Source organism: Litorimonas haliclonae (genome assembly GCF_965138505.1).
GTDB lineage: Bacteria > Pseudomonadota > Alphaproteobacteria > Caulobacterales > Maricaulaceae > Litorimonas > Litorimonas haliclonae.
Genome location: NZ_CBCSCO010000002.1, coordinates 445,804 through 465,533, shown reverse-complemented (window position 1 = coordinate 465,533; position 19,730 = coordinate 445,804). Strand labels below are relative to the sequence as shown.

General features: G+C 50.5%; 21 protein-coding genes and 1 pseudogene. 14 read left to right on the top strand and 8 right to left on the bottom strand.

Features of this window, described 5'->3' with window-relative positions:
- Positions 1–72 precede the first annotated feature (72 nt).
- Complete coding sequence (gene ctrA, locus ACNA05_RS06420; protein ID WP_415810592.1) at positions 73–768, bottom strand: response regulator transcription factor CtrA; 696 nt, start codon at positions 766–768, stop codon at positions 73–75.
- Between the two features lie 356 nt (positions 769–1,124).
- Here ctrA and ACNA05_RS06415 point away from each other — a divergent pair, with 356 nt between their 5' ends.
- A complete protein-coding gene (locus ACNA05_RS06415; RefSeq protein ID WP_415810591.1) occupies positions 1,125–1,499 on the top strand; it encodes a flagellar export protein FliJ in 375 nt (124 codons plus the stop codon).
- A 476-nt stretch (positions 1,500–1,975) separates the two neighbouring features.
- Here the strand turns inward: ACNA05_RS06415 and ACNA05_RS06410 are convergent, their stop codons facing one another.
- The 4 genes from ACNA05_RS06410 to arsC form a co-directional block, all read right to left on the bottom strand.
- Positions 1,976–2,818, bottom strand: coding sequence for a hypothetical protein (locus tag ACNA05_RS06410; RefSeq protein WP_415810590.1), 843 nt, complete (start codon positions 2,816–2,818; stop codon positions 1,976–1,978).
- Between the two features lie 204 nt (positions 2,819–3,022).
- The gene (locus ACNA05_RS06405; protein ID WP_415810589.1) at positions 3,023–4,324 is read right to left on the bottom strand and encodes a hypothetical protein; all 1,302 of its coding nucleotides are present in this window, start codon (positions 4,322–4,324) and stop codon (positions 3,023–3,025) included.
- A gap of 142 nt (positions 4,325–4,466) precedes the next feature.
- On the bottom strand, positions 4,467–5,777 hold the full coding sequence (locus tag ACNA05_RS06400; RefSeq protein WP_415810588.1) for a hypothetical protein: 1,311 nt from the start codon (positions 5,775–5,777) through the stop codon (positions 4,467–4,469).
- 139 nt (positions 5,778–5,916) lie between these two features.
- Positions 5,917–6,264, bottom strand: coding sequence for an arsenate reductase (glutaredoxin) (gene arsC / locus ACNA05_RS06395; protein WP_415810587.1), 348 nt, complete (start codon positions 6,262–6,264; stop codon positions 5,917–5,919).
- Between the two features lie 58 nt (positions 6,265–6,322).
- On the opposite strand from arsC, the gene ACNA05_RS06390 reads away from it, so the two are divergent.
- From ACNA05_RS06390 to ACNA05_RS06375, 4 genes are read left to right on the top strand one after another with little or no spacing between them, the layout of a single operon-like run.
- Positions 6,323–7,150: a PfkB family carbohydrate kinase gene (locus ACNA05_RS06390; protein ID WP_415810586.1), complete on the top strand. Its 828-nt coding sequence runs from the start codon at positions 6,323–6,325 to the stop codon at positions 7,148–7,150.
- Positions 7,147–8,295: a serine hydrolase domain-containing protein gene (locus ACNA05_RS06385; RefSeq protein WP_415810585.1), complete on the top strand. Its 1,149-nt coding sequence runs from the start codon at positions 7,147–7,149 to the stop codon at positions 8,293–8,295. Before ACNA05_RS06390 ends, ACNA05_RS06385 begins: the two co-directional genes overlap by 4 nt.
- Positions 8,292–8,750, top strand: a complete 459-nt coding sequence (locus ACNA05_RS06380) for a PaaI family thioesterase (RefSeq protein ID WP_415810584.1) — start codon at positions 8,292–8,294, stop codon at positions 8,748–8,750. The genes ACNA05_RS06385 and ACNA05_RS06380 overlap by 4 nt, the downstream gene beginning before the upstream one ends.
- Positions 8,747–9,199 (top strand): PaaI family thioesterase, encoded by a 453-nt coding sequence (locus tag ACNA05_RS06375; RefSeq protein ID WP_415810583.1) that lies wholly within the window; start codon positions 8,747–8,749, stop codon positions 9,197–9,199. Before ACNA05_RS06380 ends, ACNA05_RS06375 begins: the two co-directional genes overlap by 4 nt.
- Before the next feature lie 182 nt (positions 9,200–9,381).
- Here ACNA05_RS06375 and cysS read toward each other — a convergent pair whose 3' ends face one another.
- Positions 9,382–10,899, bottom strand: a complete 1,518-nt coding sequence (gene cysS, locus ACNA05_RS06370) for a cysteine--tRNA ligase (protein ID WP_415810582.1) — start codon at positions 10,897–10,899, stop codon at positions 9,382–9,384.
- Between the two features lie 78 nt (positions 10,900–10,977).
- Here cysS and ACNA05_RS06365 point away from each other — a divergent pair, with 78 nt between their 5' ends.
- From ACNA05_RS06365 to folE, 3 genes are all read left to right on the top strand, one after another.
- Positions 10,978–11,586: a hypothetical protein gene (locus ACNA05_RS06365; RefSeq protein WP_415810581.1), complete on the top strand. Its 609-nt coding sequence runs from the start codon at positions 10,978–10,980 to the stop codon at positions 11,584–11,586.
- 187 nt (positions 11,587–11,773) lie between these two features.
- Positions 11,774–12,607, top strand: a complete 834-nt coding sequence (locus tag ACNA05_RS06360; RefSeq protein ID WP_415810580.1) for a hypothetical protein — start codon at positions 11,774–11,776, stop codon at positions 12,605–12,607.
- Between the two features lie 78 nt (positions 12,608–12,685).
- A complete protein-coding gene (gene folE, locus ACNA05_RS06355; RefSeq protein WP_415810579.1) occupies positions 12,686–13,306 on the top strand; it encodes a GTP cyclohydrolase I FolE in 621 nt (206 codons plus the stop codon).
- A gap of 241 nt (positions 13,307–13,547) precedes the next feature.
- Here folE and ACNA05_RS06350 read toward each other — a convergent pair.
- A pseudogene (locus ACNA05_RS06350) lies at positions 13,548–13,685 on the bottom strand (hypothetical protein); the annotation flags it as partial.
- Between the two features lie 114 nt (positions 13,686–13,799).
- On the opposite strand from ACNA05_RS06350, the gene ACNA05_RS06345 reads away from it, so the two are divergent.
- Entirely contained in the window at positions 13,800–14,063 is a 264-nt protein-coding gene (locus ACNA05_RS06345) for a TIGR03643 family protein (protein ID WP_415810578.1), read from the top strand.
- A gap of 14 nt (positions 14,064–14,077) precedes the next feature.
- Here the strand turns inward: ACNA05_RS06345 and ACNA05_RS06340 are convergent, their stop codons facing one another.
- Positions 14,078–14,668 (bottom strand): EF-hand domain-containing protein, encoded by a 591-nt coding sequence (locus ACNA05_RS06340; protein ID WP_415810577.1) that lies wholly within the window; start codon positions 14,666–14,668, stop codon positions 14,078–14,080.
- A gap of 187 nt (positions 14,669–14,855) precedes the next feature.
- Between ACNA05_RS06340 and ACNA05_RS06335 the strand changes: the two genes are divergently transcribed.
- From ACNA05_RS06335 to ACNA05_RS06315, 5 genes are all read left to right on the top strand, one after another.
- Complete coding sequence (locus ACNA05_RS06335; protein ID WP_415810576.1) at positions 14,856–16,208, top strand: NAD(P)/FAD-dependent oxidoreductase; 1,353 nt, start codon at positions 14,856–14,858, stop codon at positions 16,206–16,208.
- Positions 16,205–16,975 carry a DUF1365 domain-containing protein gene (locus ACNA05_RS06330; RefSeq protein ID WP_415810575.1) on the top strand — a complete coding sequence of 257 codons (771 nt, stop codon included), beginning with the start codon at positions 16,205–16,207 and terminating at the stop codon, positions 16,973–16,975. The genes ACNA05_RS06335 and ACNA05_RS06330 overlap by 4 nt, the downstream gene beginning before the upstream one ends.
- 10 nt (positions 16,976–16,985) lie before the next feature.
- Entirely contained in the window at positions 16,986–18,209 is a 1,224-nt protein-coding gene (locus ACNA05_RS06325; RefSeq protein WP_415810574.1) for a class I SAM-dependent methyltransferase, read from the top strand.
- A 116-nt stretch (positions 18,210–18,325) separates the two neighbouring features.
- The gene (locus ACNA05_RS06320; protein ID WP_415810573.1) at positions 18,326–18,826 is read left to right on the top strand and encodes a YciE/YciF ferroxidase family protein; all 501 of its coding nucleotides are present in this window, start codon (positions 18,326–18,328) and stop codon (positions 18,824–18,826) included.
- 337 nt (positions 18,827–19,163) lie between these two features.
- Positions 19,164–19,649, top strand: coding sequence for a DUF2165 domain-containing protein (locus ACNA05_RS06315; protein WP_415810572.1), 486 nt, complete (start codon positions 19,164–19,166; stop codon positions 19,647–19,649).
- Positions 19,650–19,730: the final 81 nt, after the last annotated feature.

Below are 19,730 nucleotides of genomic sequence, written 5' to 3'. Positions count from 1 at the left end.
GCCCCGCTGGCAAGGCGAGGCAAAAAAGGAGGGTGGGAGGACCCTCTAAATTTTCTAAATTGAGAGCGAGCTTTAAGCGCTCATTTTATCCTTTGAAGGATCCCGCAATACATAGCCGCGGCCCCAAACAGTTTCAATGTAGTGATCGCCCTGTGTCGCGGACGCCAATTTCTTGCGTAGCTTACAGATAAAGACATCAATAATCTTCAATTCAGGCTCGTCCATGCCGCCATAAAGGTGATTCAAGAACATTTCTTTCGTCAGGGTTGTGCCCTTACGAAGAGATAAGAGCTCGAGCATTTGGTATTCTTTGCCGGTCAGGTGAACGCGGTGATCGCCGACTTCAACTGTTTTGGCGTCTAGGTTCACTTTGATGTCGCCTGTTGTAATAACAGACTGGCTGTGACCTTTAGAACGACGGACAACGGCGTGGATACGTGCAATCAGCTCATCCTTATGGAATGGCTTGGTCATATAGTCATCAGCGCCTGTTCCAAGTCCGCGGACTTTCGTATCAATGTCGGACGTACCAGACAGGATAAAAATGGGTGTATTGACTTTTGCCATGCGCAACGTCTTCAGCACGTCAAAGCCCGGCATATCTGGAAGGTTCAAATCGAGAAGAATAATATCATAGTCATAGAGTTTGCCGAGGTCGACGCCCTCTTCCCCCAGGTCCGTTGTATAAACATTGAACCCTTCTGTTTTGAGCATCAGTTCGATGCCCTGTGCTGTCGCACTGTCATCCTCAATTAGAAGTACACGCATATTTCCCTCCCAGGCGAATCATTGTCTCTAGCCGATGAGACATGGTTAATGGAACTCAATCGGTAAGGGAATCCCGTAAACCAAATGTTAACGGCATTAACCAATCTGACTAAAATGTCAGAAAAACTGCCTTTTTATGGGAGATTGGCCGTTAATAGGTCTAAATAAGCGGTAAGACCTCCTAATGTTTTTTAACCCTATCCCTTCACTGAATCGCAATTCTGTTGACTTATAACAGTTTCAAAGACGGTTAGGACGACAAGTCACTTTATAAGATTTGCGATCCCTTCCGGACCTTCTGAGGAGAAGGATGGTGAAGATCGGCAACGATCACAGTGAGATTTTGGGAGATAAAAATGGCACACTCTATGGATAAGTCTATCCAGAAAACTCGGTTTGCAATTTCCGAGTTACAAAAACGCATCAGTGTTCTGGAAGCCACCCGCGAGGACTTGGAACGCCAGATCCGTAAGCTCAACGATAGCGTACCAGAAGACAATGTGGATCCGAACGCTCAAAAAGAAGGTTATGTTGCTTACGGTTCCTATGCCAATTCCGTTATAGACCGGAAAGAAAACCTGCGCCGTTCGCTAAACGATATTCTGGACCAGACCGGCAACCTTTCTGAAGACCTCCGCATTGCAATGGACTCTCTTGATAGCTTTGAGCGCGTTCGCGCGCGCCGCCTAGCTGCAAAAGCAGAAAAAGCCATGAACCGACGCACCGGATAACCGGACGCTTACGTATCTGACGAATAAATCACGCATTGATTTAGAAGCCCGCCTGAATTGGCGGGCTTTTTTTTGATCCGCTAACGCTCCTGCAGGTTCGGATAAACCCTTGGGTTGGCCGACGAGGCCCTCTCTTGAAGCGATATGAGATCACGGAAAGTGCGTTGCGAAACGAACCTCCCAGTAGCCTATAGGACTTCAGACCGTAGGGCCGTCTGTTGCAATAGCGGGTTGCTTTCGTCTCTTCTCGTTCCGCGTCTGAGCCCTAATAAGCGAGAAAAAAAAGAGTGAATCTCTCGATTCCTTAAGTAAATCAAGCTCCTAAGAAGCACAGAAAGCCTCCTCTGAATATGAAAAAGCCTTGGCGAAGACATCTCGTCTTCGTCAAGGCTTTGCCCCCATCATGACCTCACACTTGTGGAGGTCTGCCCTCGCCCCAAAGGAATGATAAGGGGCGTGTTAAAAAACCTACTTCCCTAGAAGCGGTAACGCCCGCGCAGCATTACCGGGATCGTGGTGCGTCCCCGGCTATTATTCGTGCCGGCAATCGGTGAACTGCCCGAAATTGAGTCAGAACTATCTAGGGCCTGCGTATATCGGACGCCGGTTTCTATACCAATCGTAGAATAACGCGTCAGAGGCGTTTCGACGCCGACAAGGGCTGCGGCAGATCCCACCCATCCGCTATCGTAAAAACGCGTGTTGAGCGCAGGGGTGTCAACATTATTGATAGACGCATTCTCGATAGAAATATCGTCTACATAACTGGCCCCTAAACGTCCTTCGACATAAGGACGAACACTTTTAAGGATAACACCCGGACGTGGTTTGAAATATTGGCGTAAGCCAATCTCACCGCCATAAGATTCATAATCTGAAAGAGACCCGCGAAGGTTTTGACCTGTCGCAACGTCGCCCCAGTCCTGCACGCCGGAACTCTCCGCTTTTTCCAAATGGGCTGTGGCCGTTACTTTACGGTTTGGATTTACCGCATAAGAGACGCCTAATTCCGCGCGATAGCCTGTATCATACATATCATTCCAGGACAGATTATTGATGTCCTTACCAGCAACTTGATGCGCTTCGTCCCCGGTGACAGCGTCGCCGTGCACTGGGAAGGCCGCTCCGATGCCGCCTTCAATATTCCAGCGCGCTAAGCATTGCCCGCTATGACAGGCCTTTGGAGCTTGAGACGCCGTATTTTGCCCGTAATAGCCGTTACGGGTCTGATGATGTGAGTAATTATTCTGGCCGCCAAATCCAAGGAAAGAACAGCCTGAAAGCGCGATTGTCGCTGCGCCGAGTAATAAAATCCGCATTGTTTTCATCCTGTGTTTTGAATTGGCACAATTGCCGACACGTCAATGTGTTGCGTTCTGCCTATGCAATTACAGCACCAGTCTAAATATTCTGATTGGAAACGTGGTTCACAAAGAGTTAAAAATTAGCGGAGGAATTCACTTGAAAGCAAAAACGCAAAAACCCGACCTAAGGCCGGGCTTTCCGTAAGAGATATGGATTTTTTAGAAACTTACGCGTCCGCGTAATTTTACAGGCACTTGCCAACGGTCGTCAGACTGAACGTTTGTCTGCAAATCGTCTGTCCAGCGTATGCCAGTTTCCACACCGATCGCTGTACGGGCCCCCACTTGATATTCAGCGCCGATGACGCCTGCCGCAGTTGGCGTCCAACCTCCTTCGACATATTGTTGTGTTTCAGTACCGCCGGCGCCGCCATTAAAGGCTGCAGACGTTTGGGTTAACGTTAGATCATTGGTATGGGTGAAACCACCGGAGACGCCAAAATAAGGACGTAGCCCTGTCAGGCCGTTATTGAAACCGCCTACATATTTCCGAATTCCGCCTTCAATCGTGTATTGCTCCATATCGGACAGGCGTCCTGTAATCGGGGCTGTAACGCCGTTTTCAGTCGCGTCGCCTAGAGAAAAGTCCTTGCCCTCTGCTTCGCTGTATCCCACGCGGGCCAGAACTGTTGTCGAAGGGCTTATGTCGTAGGTGGTGGCCAAGTCATAACTGACGCCGTTTTCAAACGCGTCTTTATAACTGATCGCGGGCGTTGCCGAGACAAGGCGGTTTGGATCTGGCTGTCCATTTTCGTCTAGCGCGGGCCCAGCCCCCTTACCTGGAAACAGCTCTCCATCTATGTCGAAGCTTGTCCCTATTCCCGCCTCAAAACCGAATGGGAGAGCAGCGCTTCCGCCGCGCAGACCGGTTTGATAGCTACAACACCCGCTCTCGACACGAACAGGCTGCTGATAGCCGCAACATGCGCCGCCGGCGGCATAGGGTTGCGGCACATATATTGGCTCACCTTGGATGTTTTGAACATAGGCACCGTCTACATATTGACCATTAGAAAGTTGCGTCCCGACGACATTTTGTCCGTAAGCACTTCCCTGTTGTCCGTAGGCGTTTCCTTGAGCGTAAGCATTTCCTTGCGCGTAGTTGGTTTGGCCATAGACGCTCTGCCCGTAGGTATTTTGACCGTAGGCGCCTTGTTGTCCGTAACTATCTTGGGCGTAACCACCGGCCGAGGCGCCGTAGGCAGCTTGATCATATCCGGCCTGAGCATATTGCATTTGACCGTAACCCGCCTGGCCGTAACCCGCTTGACCATATTGGCCATATCCGGCTTGTTCATAGCCGCCATAGCCAGCTTGACCATAAGCGCCCGTAAAGCCCGCATTTGAAACGCCGTAAGCGCCCCCTGCTTGATGTCCGTAATTGGCTTGATGTCCGCCCGATCCGAGCCAAGAGCAACCTGATAATAATACCGCTGATAAAGCGCAAACTGCGAGCCGCATATCGGCCTCCCTTTTCCCAAAACTGGTCCTGTTCTGTTTTACTTTAAACCACCTTATGCTTAATAAAGCGTTGCTAAACCTACAACAAAACCTTAATTTTCAACTCATTAGACGGTTAATCGACCTCATTAACGCCGATCGTCTAGAAATTATAACTTCCTCGAATGGTCAACGGGACAGCGATATTGGTATCGCCTTTTTCATCATTGGCGTATTTGCGAGCGCCTTCGAAACGTAATCCCGTCTCGAACGCCAAACCAACGCGTGGCGTTAATTGCCAATCAATACCTGCGTTTAATTGGCCCGATGGCACCCACTGGCTGTCATACAAATTGACCGTACGCTCTTGCCCATCCAGATCGTAAAACTGTGTTTCTTCTCCATCAGGATCGTTGAAAGCCTGCTCATAGAATCTCTGCTGTTGATCTGTTGTATAAGATACAGCGTTATAGTGCGAGGCGCCGACAGAAGCCCCGACAAAAGGTGTGATGGTATTGACCCCGCCCGTTTTATTTACCGGATTAAAATAATGGCGCGCGCCGACTTCTACGTCATAACGCTTCATATCTGAGAAATCGGCTGAAAACCGCGCGACATCTTCATTTGGAATAAAAGCTGTTTGTGTCACAGCAGGGCCGAGTTGCGCGCCGGTATCATCATAATCCGTTGTCGTAACATCGCGGTAGAGCGTTGCCTCGACTGTTCCAACTACGCCGGATTTGCCTTCCGCCGCGGAATAACCGCCCTGAACGAAAATGGTATTCTTGTTAGACAGAATATATTCACCGCCAATGGCTATACGGGTAGGTGTTGACCAAGCATCATCAAAGGAAATTGTCGGGGTTCTCGCCTCGTCATACAGCTCGCCTCCAAAGCGGTCTCTTGCTCCGGCGGTGTAAGTTGTCGATTCTACTCGCCCGCTTGCAACAGAACCTTCGACGCGGCCTTCTGTATAGGCTTGAGGATTATAGCCAACCGTTGGGTCAGTCGACAGACCGGTTTCAGGATCCGTTGGAAATATTCTATAATCCAAAACATCGCCTTGGAAACTTTTCTCAGCGCCGAGGCTTAAAGAGCCGCGAAATTTCGGTTTGCGGAGTTGCGGGGTGTGTGGCTGATAGTTTGCGCCTTGGTGAGCGGCGGAACCAACGTGCAAGCCATATCCGCCAGTGGTATAGCTCGGCTGCCCAAATTGTGGCTGTTGTGGAAATCCGTTTGTCGCGCCATATTGTGATGTCGCGATCGTGACTGCAGCTGGGTCACATCCCTGCGGCGCCGTGGATTGAGCCGTTGGAACCTGACACGGATCATATGCTCCTTGCGCCTGATAGGCCCCGTATTGGCCATTTTGGGCGTAAGAACTTTGTTTCTGATGAGAACTGCCCGTCAGGCCTCCCAACCAGGAACACCCGGACAAAGCAATTGCCGAAACCGCACATAAAACAAGACGCATGAAACATCCCCCTCAAACGCAGGCGCCCGAAAAAGGACGGACTCCTGACCATGGTTAACAAAGGAATGCCCTGTTTTGCTTAACAAGCCGTTTAAGAGCTGAATTTTTTAGATATTATTTAACCACATTAGAACCGCGGTTATAATAGCAACTTCACATTTTCAGGGGGACGGCCAATGATCGCTTGCTTGCCGCGCACCACAATCGGACGTTCGATAAGCTTAGGGTTTTCGACCATGGCACTAAGAAGCGTCGCGGGATCTGTTTCGTCCTTGAGACCCAATTCCTTATAAACCGCTTCTCCCTTACGCATAATTTCTCTTGGATCGCCAATGCCAAGACGGGTCATGAGAGTTTGCAAATCGGATGCGCTCAAACGGTCTTCCAGATATTTTACGATAGTAGGCTCGTACCCCGCCTCTTCAATCAACGCCAAAGTCTGACGGGATTTGGAACAACGCGGATTGTGATAAATGGTGATATCCATGGGAGCCTCTATTGAGATGCTTGTTGATTTCGCCACATCATAGCGTCATGACGGGATAATGAAAACGGTTTTAGTGATATCTTCTTTTGTCGCGTCCAGCCGGGTCGGGGCCACTGTCAGCGCATTTTGCTTGCGCCGCCTCGGAGTCGAGACGATTGTCTTGCCGACGACCTTAATGGGTCGGCACCCCGGATGGGGCGCGCCGGGGGGCGGCGCAGCCGAGACGGCTCAGATAGAAGATATGTGGCAGGCCATCCGAAAACAGCGACTTCATTTCGACGCCGTCCTGACCGGCTATATGGGGCATGTCGATCATGCCGCCCTAAGCGCCCGCATCGTTCAAGAGGTTAAACAAGATAATCCGGAGGCCATAATACTGGTCGATCCGGTTATGGGCGATGAAGGGGCACTCTATATTCCCGAAGATCGCGCGATGATGGTAAAGTCGCAACTTGTCCCGCTCGCCGATATTCTGACTCCGAACGTTTGGGAGCTGTCATATTTGACGGGAAAAGAGTCTGAGACTGCCCCGGCTATCGCTCAGACAGCCAAAGATTGGAGCGCCGACACTGACATTTTAGTCACCTCTGTTCCGGTTGGAGGGGAGATTGGCGCTTTGCTCGTGACGCCTGAAGAGTCCTCTCTCGTCCAACATAAAAAATTTGATAAAGTCCCTCATGGTGGAGGGGACGCCCTCGCGGCAACTTTTTTGGGGCATATACTTCTCGGGTTATCGCCTCGTCAGGCCTTGGAATTCTCTGTCGCGTCCATATTTGAAGTCATGTCTGCCGCGATGGAATTGGATGCTGGTGAATTGCCAATTGTCCGAAAACAAGAAGCGCTTGTCCAAGTTGACCCTTTGATGAGTAGAAAGATAGAGATATGACTGAAACGCCGTTTGATATTTTTGCCGCCGATGGATTGGATCCGGCGGTCGAGGCGTTCAAAGCCAATTTCAAAGAAACGGATGAGATTGGCGCGCAATTCTGTTTGATGCGGGAAGGCGAAGTTTTGCTCGACCTCAAAGGCGGCTGGATGGATCGCCAACAAACCATGCCAGTTCACGACGATACACTATTCAGTGTCTTTTCGACTGGTAAAGCCATGGCCGCGCTGGTGATAGCATGGCTCGCGGAAGAAGACCGCCTTGGTTATAACCAACCCGTGACGACCCTCTGGCCGGATTTCGGACAGCACGGCAAAGATAAACTGACGATCGCACAGATTATGTCCCACCAATCCGGCCTGCCCGGGATAACGGATATGGAATGGAAACCGGAAGATTGGTTTGATTGGGAAAAAACAATTAAGACCTTGGCGGCTCAGGAACCAATTTTCGAGCCCGGCACACAGACCGGATATCATCCCGTTACTTATGGCTTCCTGGCCGGAGAAATTGCGCGCTTGGCCGATGAGCCTCAGCGTCACTTAGGGCACATTCTGCGCGAAGAACTGGCCGCCCCATTTGATGCAGATGTCTGGATAGGACTGCCTGCCAGCGAACATGAGCGCTGCGCCCAGATTGCAAAGCCCAAAGCCATGGCGGATCTCGGCGAAATGAACGCCGCAACGAAAGCCGCTTTTATGAGCAAAGCCGCCTCGCCCGGCGGTAAAGGCGCGGCCGCTTGGCGCGAGGCTCAACTTGCCGGATCAAATTGCCACGCCACCGCGAAAGGACTGGCGACACTCATGCAAATTGCAGTCAATGGCCGCTGCGGAGACGCCGCCGTCCTAAGTGAGGATACGTTGACCGCCTTTCGTGAAAAACGCATCGGCGGAGATGACTTGGTCTTACCGTTCGAAATCAATTTCGCGGCCGGAGTTATGCTCAATACGCCGAATTATTTCTATGGACCGACAGCCGAAACGGTCGGCCATAGCGGATGGGGCGGATCTTGCGTTTTCGCCGATCCTAAAACTGGACTTCACGGCGCCTATGTTATGAACCGTCAGCATAACACTCTGATCGGGGATAACCGTTCGCGCCGCCTTATTGACGCCGCTTATGCCGCTTTAGGAAATTCAAAATGAGTGACAAGATATTAGAACGCCTTTGGGAAATGGGGCCGACCTTCACGACGGGGACGCCGCACGCTGAAAAGCTCGGCATCAAATTCGTTGCCGTCGATAAAGGCCGCGCGACGATGTCATTGCCCTATAATAAAGAGCTGATTGGCGACATTAATACAGGTGTATTGCATGGCGGGGCGGTAACAACTCTGCTTGATCAATCCTCCGGATTAGCGGCGGTGGCCGGCTTCGAGACGCTGGGCGCGACGGCAACGCTCTCCCTTCGGATTGATTATATGCGCTCGGCGACTCCTGAAAAAACGATTATTGCGCAAGCTCATTGTTACAAGGCGACCAAACATGTCGCCTTCATTCGGGCCTTTGCTCATGACGGAGACGAGACAGACCCGATCGCCACTGCGCAAGCCTGTTTCATGGCCACTGGCCCGCGTCTCAAAGCGGAGGATATCAAATGAACCGTCCCTCAAACATCCCTGAAAAATCAGAAGACCCCGCAAAGTCCCACCCTGACATTCGAGACCTTCTCGAATCTATTCCCTACGCCCAGACTCTAGGCGTAAGGCCCTTTTTCATGGGCGAGGAGTTTACGCTCATTTTGCCATATAAGCTGGAGAATATCGGCAATCCAACACTCCCGGCTCTGCATGGCGGCGGCGTCGGCGGCTTTATGGAAGTCTGCGCAATTGCTGAACTTATCATGGGGAGCAAAGCTGAAAACTTCCCGAAGCCTATAGGTATCAATATTGACTATCTTCGCCGCGGCAAACCTATCGAAACATATGCCCGCGCCGACATTTTCAAACAAGGTAGCCGCGTGGCCAATGTGCGGGTACGGGCGTGGCAGGAAAGCTATGACTCCCCCATCGCCACTCTGCACGGACATTTCCTGACCGCGAAAGGGTAAGCGGTCACTTTCACCGCCTCGTCTTCATTCCACATACAGGTCATGAGGTACTGCCAATATCCACACACGACAAAGGATAGCGATTTACGCGCCCCCAACCCCCACTCTCGAAGGACCATTCGCGTCACGACGTATAACGTCGTTTTGGCTCAAACCCGAGAATGGGGAAAGAGGACTTGCGACTACTCACGCCGCCAAGTCGTGCCGTCGGGGCCGTCTTCGAGCACAATTCCTCGCGCTTTCAGCTTATCGCGGATTTCATCAGATCGTTTGAATTGCTCACCCATCGCGGATTTATCGCCGAGTTTTTTGGCGGCAATTGCCGCGGTTTTGGCGGCGTCGCGTTGCTGGATCAGGTCGTTAATTTCATCTTCCTCGTCGTCAGACGTGTTGCCCCGGAACCAGTCTTCCGGGTCTTTTTGAAGGAGACCAACTAAATGAAAAGCTCGGTTTGCCTTTTTAAAAAAGAAATGAGCATCTAAGAAGTCATTCGTTGAGAGTCTGTTCGAATTTTCAATCATCCCATCGGAAATTTTCGCCGCGTTGCTAATGTCTGTTCTAGCAAGTAAAACAGAATTCAGAGCGTTTAAATCCGTAAGTATTTCTGCGTTATTTTTATCATCTTCGAGGTCGCTTTTTAGCTTCGCTTCCTCATCTTCAGTGATTTCACGGTTTAACTTTTGAAGGTTTATTTTGGTACGACTTAATTGACTATATGCGCTTTTTAAATCTGACTTACTCTCTCGCAGTAACTCGTCTGACCATTGCAACTCACTCCGATAGTGGGCCTTTAACAACGCCAAGCGAATAACCTCCCCGTCCCACTCTTTCAGCAGGTCATGGATCAGCGTGACGTTCCCTAAGGACTTGGACATCTTTTCGCTGCCCATATTGAGGAATTCATTGTGCACCCAGAAATTGGCAAATTTTTCCGTGCCGTTTGAGCAGCAGCTTTGCGCAATTTCGTTTTCGTGATGCGGAAATTTTAGGTCGACCCCGCCGCAATGAATATCGATTGTTTTGCCAAGCTTGGCTTTCGACATAGCGGAACATTCGATATGCCAGCCCGGGCGACCTTTCCCGAAAGGCGCGTCCCAACCAACCCCGTCCAGTTCCGGTTTCCAGAGCACGAAATCTGCCGCATTGCGTTTGCGCGCCACTTCGCCTTCCCCGACACGGTCGCCGCCGCGCAGCGCGTCGAGCGTATTGCCGGAAAGCTTCCCGTAATCGTCATATTTGGACACATCAAAAAAGACGTGGTCGTCAGATTCATAGGCATAGTCTTTTGAAAGCAGCTCTGAAATCATCTCGATCATATCTGAAATATGTTCGGTCGCTTTCGGCTGATAGGTAGGTTGAAGGCAGCCTATCGCCGCCAAATCGTCATTGTAAATTTTGGCGTATTTTTCCGTAATTTCGGAAATGGGTTTGCCCGTTTCCTTGGCGCTTTGGATAATTCGGTCGTCCACATCGGTAATATTGCGCGCATAGACGACATGGTCTTCGCCATAGATATGGCGGAGCACGCGGAACAATACATCGGCCACCACGGCGGCGCGGGCATTGCCGATATGGGCGTAGCTATATACCGTCGGCCCACAATTATACACCGTCACCCGTTTAGGGTCTTGCGGAATGAATTTCTCTTTGCTTCGCGTCAGCGAATTATAGAGCGTCAGGGGATGTTCTTCCGTGGTCATGGCGGTGTCTCTACCCAATGCTGTTCTTGTTTGGAAGCCTCTCTTGTCTGTCAGGTGGGTTTTGTTCAAAAGGCCGACATGAATAACCCTTTCAAGAAACAACAAATCATTGTGGGCGCTCTCGCCTTGTTGGTCTTGGCCGTCGCGATTTTCAATCGTCCAGATACCGGAGACGGCGAACTTCACTTCGATGTGAAAGGCGAAAGAGCTTATGTTTACGGCACAACGGATAGCGCTTCTGCCGGAGCAGTGGACGCGCTTATCCGCGAAAACCCGCAAGTAGACACGCTGGTTCTGAAATATATGCCCGGCACGGTTGATGCGGATCAGAATCTTCGCCTCGCGCGGTCCGTTCGGAAAAACCGGTTGAAAACCCATCTGGAGAGAAATAGCCGTATCGCCTCCGGCGCGGTGGATCTGTTTCTGGCGGGGACAAAGCGGACCATGGACTGCGGCGCGCAAATCGGGGTGCATAGCTGGTCAATTGCTGGCCTTGAGACTTACGAGCCGAAAAACGACATTTTTGACGCAAGACAAAGGCGCCAGGAAGGATTTCTACGCGATATGGGAATTGACCCGGCGTTTTATGTCTTTACGCGCGACGCCGCCTCCCCGCAGGAGCTTCATATCCTCTCGCCGGAGGAAATAAATCAGTATAATCTTTTGACGGAACCCTTAAGTTGCTGAAATTACCTATCTTTACTTGGCAATGGGCGCCCATCTGACCTCGCCGATTTTGAGCGTATTCTTTTATAATAATTTGCCTCGCTTCTTAAAATAGACTAAAAATTTGGTAACGGCATCGTCATCTTGATCATAATTTGGCCTCATTTAGCCCGTTACGAAACATTTGTTTATCAAATTGGAGAGTTACATGACCCATCTATCCCGCACTCTATCCCTTTCGGTTGCCGCGATCGCCTTACTGGCTACGCCCGCTTACGCCCAAATCTCTGACGCCGTTAAAGACAAAGCCGTCGACGTCGCAAAGGATAAGGCCAAAGAAGTCGTCAAAGAGAAAGCCCTCGAAATGGTCGAGAAAGAGGCTGCCAAGTCCACTGAGGACGCTGTTGAAGGAGCCATCGAAGCGGAAGTTGAGTCAGAAGTTGAAGCTGACGCTGACGTGGAAGCTATGGACGCAGCGGTAGAGGCGGAAATGAACGCCGAAGCAGACGCTGTGGACGCCGCGGAAGAGGCGACAATGGAGGCCGTTGAAGAGGCTGCCGAAGAGGATGCTATGGAAATGGTTGAGGACGAAGCAGAAAGCGCCGCTGAGGAGGCCGCTATTGAAGCGGTTGAAGACGCCGCCCCGACGCTGAGCGATGCCGCTGTCCTGGACGCTGCCGAAGACGCCGCTGAGAAAAAGGCCACTGAGATTGTGAAATCCATGGCGAAAGAAAAAGCCGAAGACGCTGCCAAAGACGCAGTTGAAGATGTCGTGGGCGATAGCGCGGCAGCGACTGTCGGCATGAAGGCACTTGTCGGAAAGCCGAGCAAAACGGATATGGCCAAAGACGCTTTGAAAGACGCGGTGGAATCTAAAGCGGAAATGACGGACGCGAAAGAAGTCGTTGTCGAAACGCCTGAAGTCGCTGCCCCGACTGTGGCTGTGGAAGGCTCTGCCGAAACCGTTGTCGTAGATTGCCCGGAAGGAACAACCGCCCAAGCTGACGGCACTTGCATGATTACAGGCGACTACGAAGAATAGTCTCCGGCCCATTTTAGAATGGGGCAATTACCGTTTTGCAGGCTAGCTTTTCGAGGTTAGCCTGCCTATATGCTGGTTATGAACACTGAACCAGCCTCCAAACCCGCCCTTAAAGCCGTGAATGATGCGCCCCGCCCTTCCAAGGAAGAAGCGATGGAAGCCGTTCGCACATTGATCGCCTGGGCCGGAGACAATCCGGATCGCGAAGGGCTGAAAGACACGCCCAAACGCGTGGTGCAGGCTTACCGTGAATGGTTTCGCGGTTATGATATGGATCCGGCCGAAGAGCTTTCCCGCGTATTTGAAGATGTTTCGGGCTATGACGACATGGTCATTCTGCGCGAAATCGACATTGAGAGCCATTGCGAGCATCACATTGCGCCGTTTCTCGGCAAAGCCTATGTCGCCTATCTGCCCACGGAAAAGGTGGTCGGAATTTCCAAACTGGTCAAGGTTGTCGAGGTCTTCTCAAAACGCCTCCAGACCCAGGAAACGATGACGGCGCAAATTGCCGACGCCATCGACGAGGCGCTCAAGCCGCGCGGCACAGCGATCATGGTCGACGCCGTGCACCAGTGCATGACGACACGCGGCGTGCACCACCCTGATGTCTCAACGATTACGACCCAGTTTACCGGGGAGTTCAAAACCAACCCGTCTTTGCAGGATCGTTTCCTGAAATTGATTGGTAAGTCTTAGGCCGGCAGCCTTTGTGAGCAGCGCCGGTCTGATTTGGCGCAAAGCTGCCTTAGCTTTCGCATCATTCCCTCGCCTTTGGAATTATGAAATCGGCTGGGTGGCCGGAACGCGTGTTGCCCGTAAGTGCAGCGCATAAAACCCCTTTCGGTCGGTTCGTTTTCTTCGCCGCCATTTGGCTCCGCGCATGTGACACAGCCATGACGGCTATGTGAATCCTGTACGAAACATGGTTAATGGGAAGTTAAAACACGTCATGGGTGGCCAAATTCGCTTTATATTTTTGACCGAAAGGCAGTCTTGCCCCATTTTCCAGCCTTACGAATAATCTTCCATCGCCTTGCGGCGAAATTTCACAAATCACTTCGCGCTTCACCGAATGGGAGCGGTGCCCCTGTTATGTGTGTCCTCGGCCTCGCGAATGAGCTTTTCGAGAGAGACCAGGTCAGGTGTGTCCAAATGAAACGATGCTACGTCCCCGGGCGTAAGTAGTCACATGACCGACCGCACTTTTCCTGATGATTTCATTCCAGCCAAACCTAGCCCGGATAAAGGTGAGCTGACGGAGTCAGAAATTATCAGCATGGCATGGGAAGATGAGACCTCGTTTGATAATATCGAATTGCAAACAGGCCTATCAGAGGATGAAGTGATAAAAGTTATGCGGGGCTCTATGAAGCCCAGTAGTTTCAGGATGTGGCGTAAACGCGTCACTGGCCGCAGAACGAAGCACAAAGCTCTAACGGAAAATAGGGCTTGAATTAGTTCGCTGAGTTAACGCCGCGGGATCCTTTCGACCCCGTCAGGGGTCCTCTCATCCGTTGCTTCATCGCGCCTGTCATTGCCTCGGCGCGGCATTGTAATTGAGTAGGTCAACTCTTCACGGGACACGATGCCGTCCTCATTTTCGTCGGCGCGGGCGAACTCGTTTCTAAGACCGTTTCGAAATTCCGTTTTTGTCATCCCCCCGTTAAAATTAGAATCAAAACTTAGGAAGTTTGGCATAACTTCGCTGGATCCCATCACAGAGAGAGCCCAATTCCCGTAGTCAATCGCGCTAACCTTTGCTCCAGAATTGAGACCTTTCCATTCTTTCTCGATTCCCGCTTCTAATTCGGTTTTTGTCAATCCAGCCTGACCGTCCGTATCCATCGACGCAAAAACCAATCCGATTGGTCGCACAGCTACTATGGATCCACCACTTCTTAAATTGTCCTGTGGAGTCGTGAAGCTTCTCTCCGCCCCGGAATTAGAGGCACAAGCCGAAAACAATACCGCAACGCTCATGCCGAATATAGCTTGCACGCAAGATTTCGATAGATTTTTCCGTGAAATCTTTATTATGGGGAATTTTGTCGATGTCATAGTCGGCCCTTTAATAATCGCCTCAATATAGAAGTTGCGCAAAAAGAGGCACGTTACAATGAATTTATCACAGAGAATTCTTTCCGTTCCTCCCCGATTTATACTCCAACCAATAGAATGGCTCGGGTATTTCAAACTTAATACAGTTAGATGAAACGTTTTTCCCCCTCCTGACGTAACTAGGGGGATGAAACCTCTGATACACTCTAGCGCGGCCCCAATATCCCGCCAGCGCATCGCTATTATCGGCAGCGGTATCTCCGGGCTCTCCGCCGCCTGGTTGCTCCATCCTCATCATGATATCACCGTCTATGAAGCCAATGATTATATTGGCGGGCACAGTCATACCGTCGATATAGAGACGGGAGGGAATACACTTCCTGTCGATACGGGATTTATCGTTTATAATAATCGGAATTATCCTAATCTCAGCGCGCTTTTTGAAACACTGGACGTTCCGACTTGGGAAACGGACATGTCTTTCGGAGCCTCCCTAAATGACGGCGCCTTGGAATATGCCGGAGGAACGAAAGGCGGGCTGTTTGCTCAAAAGGGCAATCTTATTCGCCCGCGATACTGGTCGATGCTAAGCGAGCTCATACGGTTCTATAAAAACGCGGATCGCTATCGTCTGGAGCCGGAATTTGCGTCTCTTCCGCTTCGGGCCCTTTTGCAAAAGGAAAACTATTCAGTCGCTTTTGTCGAGGATCACCTCGCGCCCATGGGGGCGGCTATCTGGTCATCTGACTCACTAGAAATTCTGGATTTCCCGGCACAAAGCTTCATGCGCTTTTTCAATAATCATGGTCTAGATCGTTTAAATGACGCCCCGGTCTGGCGAACCGTTAAGGGCGGAAGTCGGGAATATGTAGAGAAGCTATGCGGCGGATTTACCGATCGGATTAGATTAAACGCCCCTGTTCAATCCGTTAAGGGCCGTACAATCATTACGAAATCGGACGAGCAGACATATGATCACATCCTGTTCGCGTGTCATTCTGATCAGGCCCTGAAAATCCTGCAAAACCCTGAAAATGAGCAAGGGCGCATTTTATCAGCGATGCGTTACCGCCCCAATGAGGTGGTTTTGCATCACGATGAAAACTTGATGCCAAAACGTAAAAAAGCCTGGGCGAGCTGGAATTATCTCTCCAGAGACAACGCGCAAGGACCGCCCGCTGTGTCCTATTGGATGAATAGGCTGCAACATGTCCCGACACAGACGCCCGTCATCGTTACCCTGAATCCGGATCGGCATATCAATCCGTCAAAAATCTGGGCGAAATTCAGTTACGATCACCCGGTTTTCGACATGGCGGCGGAAGAGGCCAAATCAGATATTTGGGCCGTGCAAGGTCAAAACGGATATTGGTTTGCCGGGGCCTATCTAGGGGATGGCTTTCACGAAGACGGCATTCAGGCGGGGCTTTTTGCCGCCGAGCAGATAAGCGGACTAAAGCGGCCCTGGGACAAGCCCGGGCAGACAGCCCGATTGCGGCTTGATGAATTCGTTCATAAAACCGACAAAATGGTGGCATGAGTTTTGTTCAAAATGCCCTTTACCGCGGGACGGTCAGTCATACGCGGAAAATGCCGGTCAAACATAGTTTTGACTATCCGGTTTTCTATGCCGCCATAGATTTGGACAGTTTTGAAACAGGCGGTGACCTGCCGTCTTTACTCAGTCTGGATAGTTTCAACCTCTTTAGTCTCAGACAAAAAGATTACGGGGACCAAACGCCTGAAGGATTGAAGGATTACATCCGCTCCGTTTTTTCCGATGTCGGTGTTAAGACGCCCCACAAAATCATATTACTCACAATGCCGCGCCTATTCGGATATACGTTTAATCCTATTTCTATTTTCTATGCTCTGGACGCCGATGGCGATGTCACGGGGGTTGTTTATGAAGTTCACAACACATTTGATGAACGCCATAGCTATGCCTTTGCGATTTCGGATGATCTCACTCATCATTCAATTGAAAAGTCTCTTTATGTATCCCCGTTTTTTCATGTCGAAGGGGGATATCGATTCACCCAAATTGTCCCCGGGCAAAAGCTGAAACTTGGCATCCAATATTCTGTCGAAGACAAAACCGTTTTCTCCGCCGCCCTATCTGCAAAACGATCGCCATTGACCAATAAGACCCTTTTGAAAGTCTTCTTCCTCTACCCGCTTCTGACCCTGAGAGTAACAGCCGCCATTCATTTTCAGGCGCTCAGACTCTGGTTTAAAAAAGTGCCCCTGACCTCCAAACCCGCGCCGCCGAAACAGGCCGTCAGCTCTAAATCCCCACCGATATAAATAAAAAAATATGACAAATAGTTTGACCCTTTACGATCCTCCGAAGCCGAATGATCATACGCTAAACCTGCGCGGCCGACTATTGGCCCTCGCCTTCGCCAAGATGGATTTTGGCCATCTTTACGTTCACTTTCCGAATGGGGCGATACGAAGTTTCGGGCCGAGCGATGGGGAGCCAGCGCGCTTGAGCATATCCTCCAATCGAGCAATCTCCCGCATTCTCACCAACGGAGCTTTGGGTTTAAGCGAAGGCTATATGGCGGGGGAATGGGAAACAGACAATCTCCCTTACCTGCTACAGATATTGGGGCGGAACATGCTTCGCCTCGAAGCGCTCATACCCCGGTTTTTCAAAATGGATTGGGTGGACCGCTTGGCTCATGCTTTTCGAAAAAACAGTCGTGCGGGAAGCCGTAAAAATATTGCCTTTCACTATGACTTGGGGAACGCGTTCTACAAATTATGGCTCGATCCCAGCCTGACTTATTCCTCGGCTGTCTTCACGCGGCAGGACCAATCACTGGAAGAGGCTCAACTTGAAAAATATCGCCGCCTTTGCCGTCACGTCGGCATCAAAAAAGGCGACAAAGTCTTGGAAATTGGCTGTGGCTGGGGCGGGTTCGCGGAAGTTGCCATTTCCGAATTCGGCGCCCACGTCACGGGTTTGACCCTTTCGCGGGAACAATTGGTTTATGCTCAGAAGCGACTGTCAGAGGCCGGGCTCAGCGAGCAGTCTGATCTACGCCTGCAGGATTACCGCGACTGCGAAGATCAATTTGATCATATTGTCTCCATCGAAATGTTCGAAGCCGTTGGGGAAGCCTATTGGCCAACCTATTTTGACAGCCTGAAGCGATGTCTCAAACCCGGCGGACGGGTCGGCATCCAAACCATCACGATCGATCACGGCACATTTGAGCACTACCGCACCCATGTGGACTTCATTCAAAAATATGTGTTTCCCGGCGGAATGTTACCGAGCGAACCCGTTTTCGAAAAACTGGCCCAGACTGTCGGGTTCAACCTTCTGGAGCAGACCCGGTTTGGAGAAAGTTATGCCCGGACTTTGGCCATTTGGCGGGAGAAATTTTTTGAAACGATTGAAACCGTCCGTAAACAGGGTTTTGACGAACGGTTCGAAAAAATGTGGGATTATTATCTGTCCTATTGCGAAGCCGGCTTTAAACTTGGCACAATTAATGTGAGCCAGATTATTTTGAGTGAGAAAGCATAAACACTGTAAAAACAATGCGTTAAGTCATTTTATTTGGAACTCTCACCCCAGCGCCCCGTAGATAAGATATAGGGCTCCCGGCCTTAAATTCATTTTTACACAGGAGATTTATCTCTATGCCTCTCAATAACTTAAAAGACCTATATATCGCTGAACTCAAAGACATCTACAGCGCGAATAAACAATCCAAATCCACGACAAAAATGTTGGCGAAAGAGGCCACGGATGCGGATTTGGTCAAAGCCTTGGAGCGCGGCGTAGAGGGCGTTGATGACGGCATGAAAGCCATGGAATCAATTCTTGATAAACATGGCCATAAACCCTCCGGCGAATTCTGCAAAGGAATGGAAGGTTTGATTAAAGAAGCCAAACATCACGTTACAGAAGAAAGCTTTGGCGACACTGATGTAAAAGACGCCATGATTGTCACACAATATCAGCGGATGGAACATTACGCGATTGCCGGATATGGCTGCTTGCACACCTTTGCCCGCCGCCTAGGCCTTGATGAAGATGCTAAGAAAATCAAGACCTGCCTTGAAGCTACGAAAGAAGGCGACGTCTATCTTTCTGGTCTTGCGGAAAGTGAAATTAATAAAGCTGCACTCGCGGCATAATTTAAATATAACCCTCAAGAGCTGCTCCCTTTCTGGGGCAGCTTTTTTTATGCCCTGAAATAATCGGAAAATGACCCTGATTTGGTTTAAGAAATACCATACTGTTTCATGATAGAAACGCTGCACCCTCTATCGTCCTCGCACCTTATGATAACTTCTTCGAAAGTACGATTTCCAATCTGACGTAGTCGCCTCGCGCGGGGCCAAGATAATTCTTATCACTGACGTGACAGGCGCAAAATCAGTAACGATAAAGTATCGCTCCATGCGCTCTCATTTGATTTAACTTGTTTTAAACAGTATGTGCGCTTAAATTTGCCTCACGTCGGGGGCAATCATGTTACGTATCATAAAAATATTACTCGTATTGAGCGTCTTTTTATGGGGCATATTCGGGGCGTTCGGAAATCTAACGGATTGGAACGGGACAATCGGGGCGGTCGAAGCGGTCGCGTCTATGTCCACCTTTGAAGGCGGCGCAGAAAGTTGGCGGGCAACCACCAATCCCGTTCTTATCTTGGCCGGTGCACTCTTTATTATCCTGTCGAAAGTGACCGCAGGGATTTTATGTTTAATCGGCGGGGGCCGCATGTGGAGCGCGCGAAAGGCTGACCCGGCCACATTTAATCATGCCAAAACCCTTGCCCTCTCGGGCTGCGGCGTGGCCATTTTCATGTTGTTTTTGGGCTTTATTGTCATTGGCGAAGGCTGGTTCGAACTTTGGCGGTCTGATGTCTTCCGCGATTTGGCAGGGCAATCGGCTTTTCGTTATGCGGGCATGATTGGCATCGTCGCAATCTTCGTCTCCGTAGCTGACGACTGACCCCTTCAAGGTTCAAAGCCGCCTGCAGTGGTTGACATCGTCTCTTTCTAAACCAATGGTCGGGAGAATTTCAGAATTAGG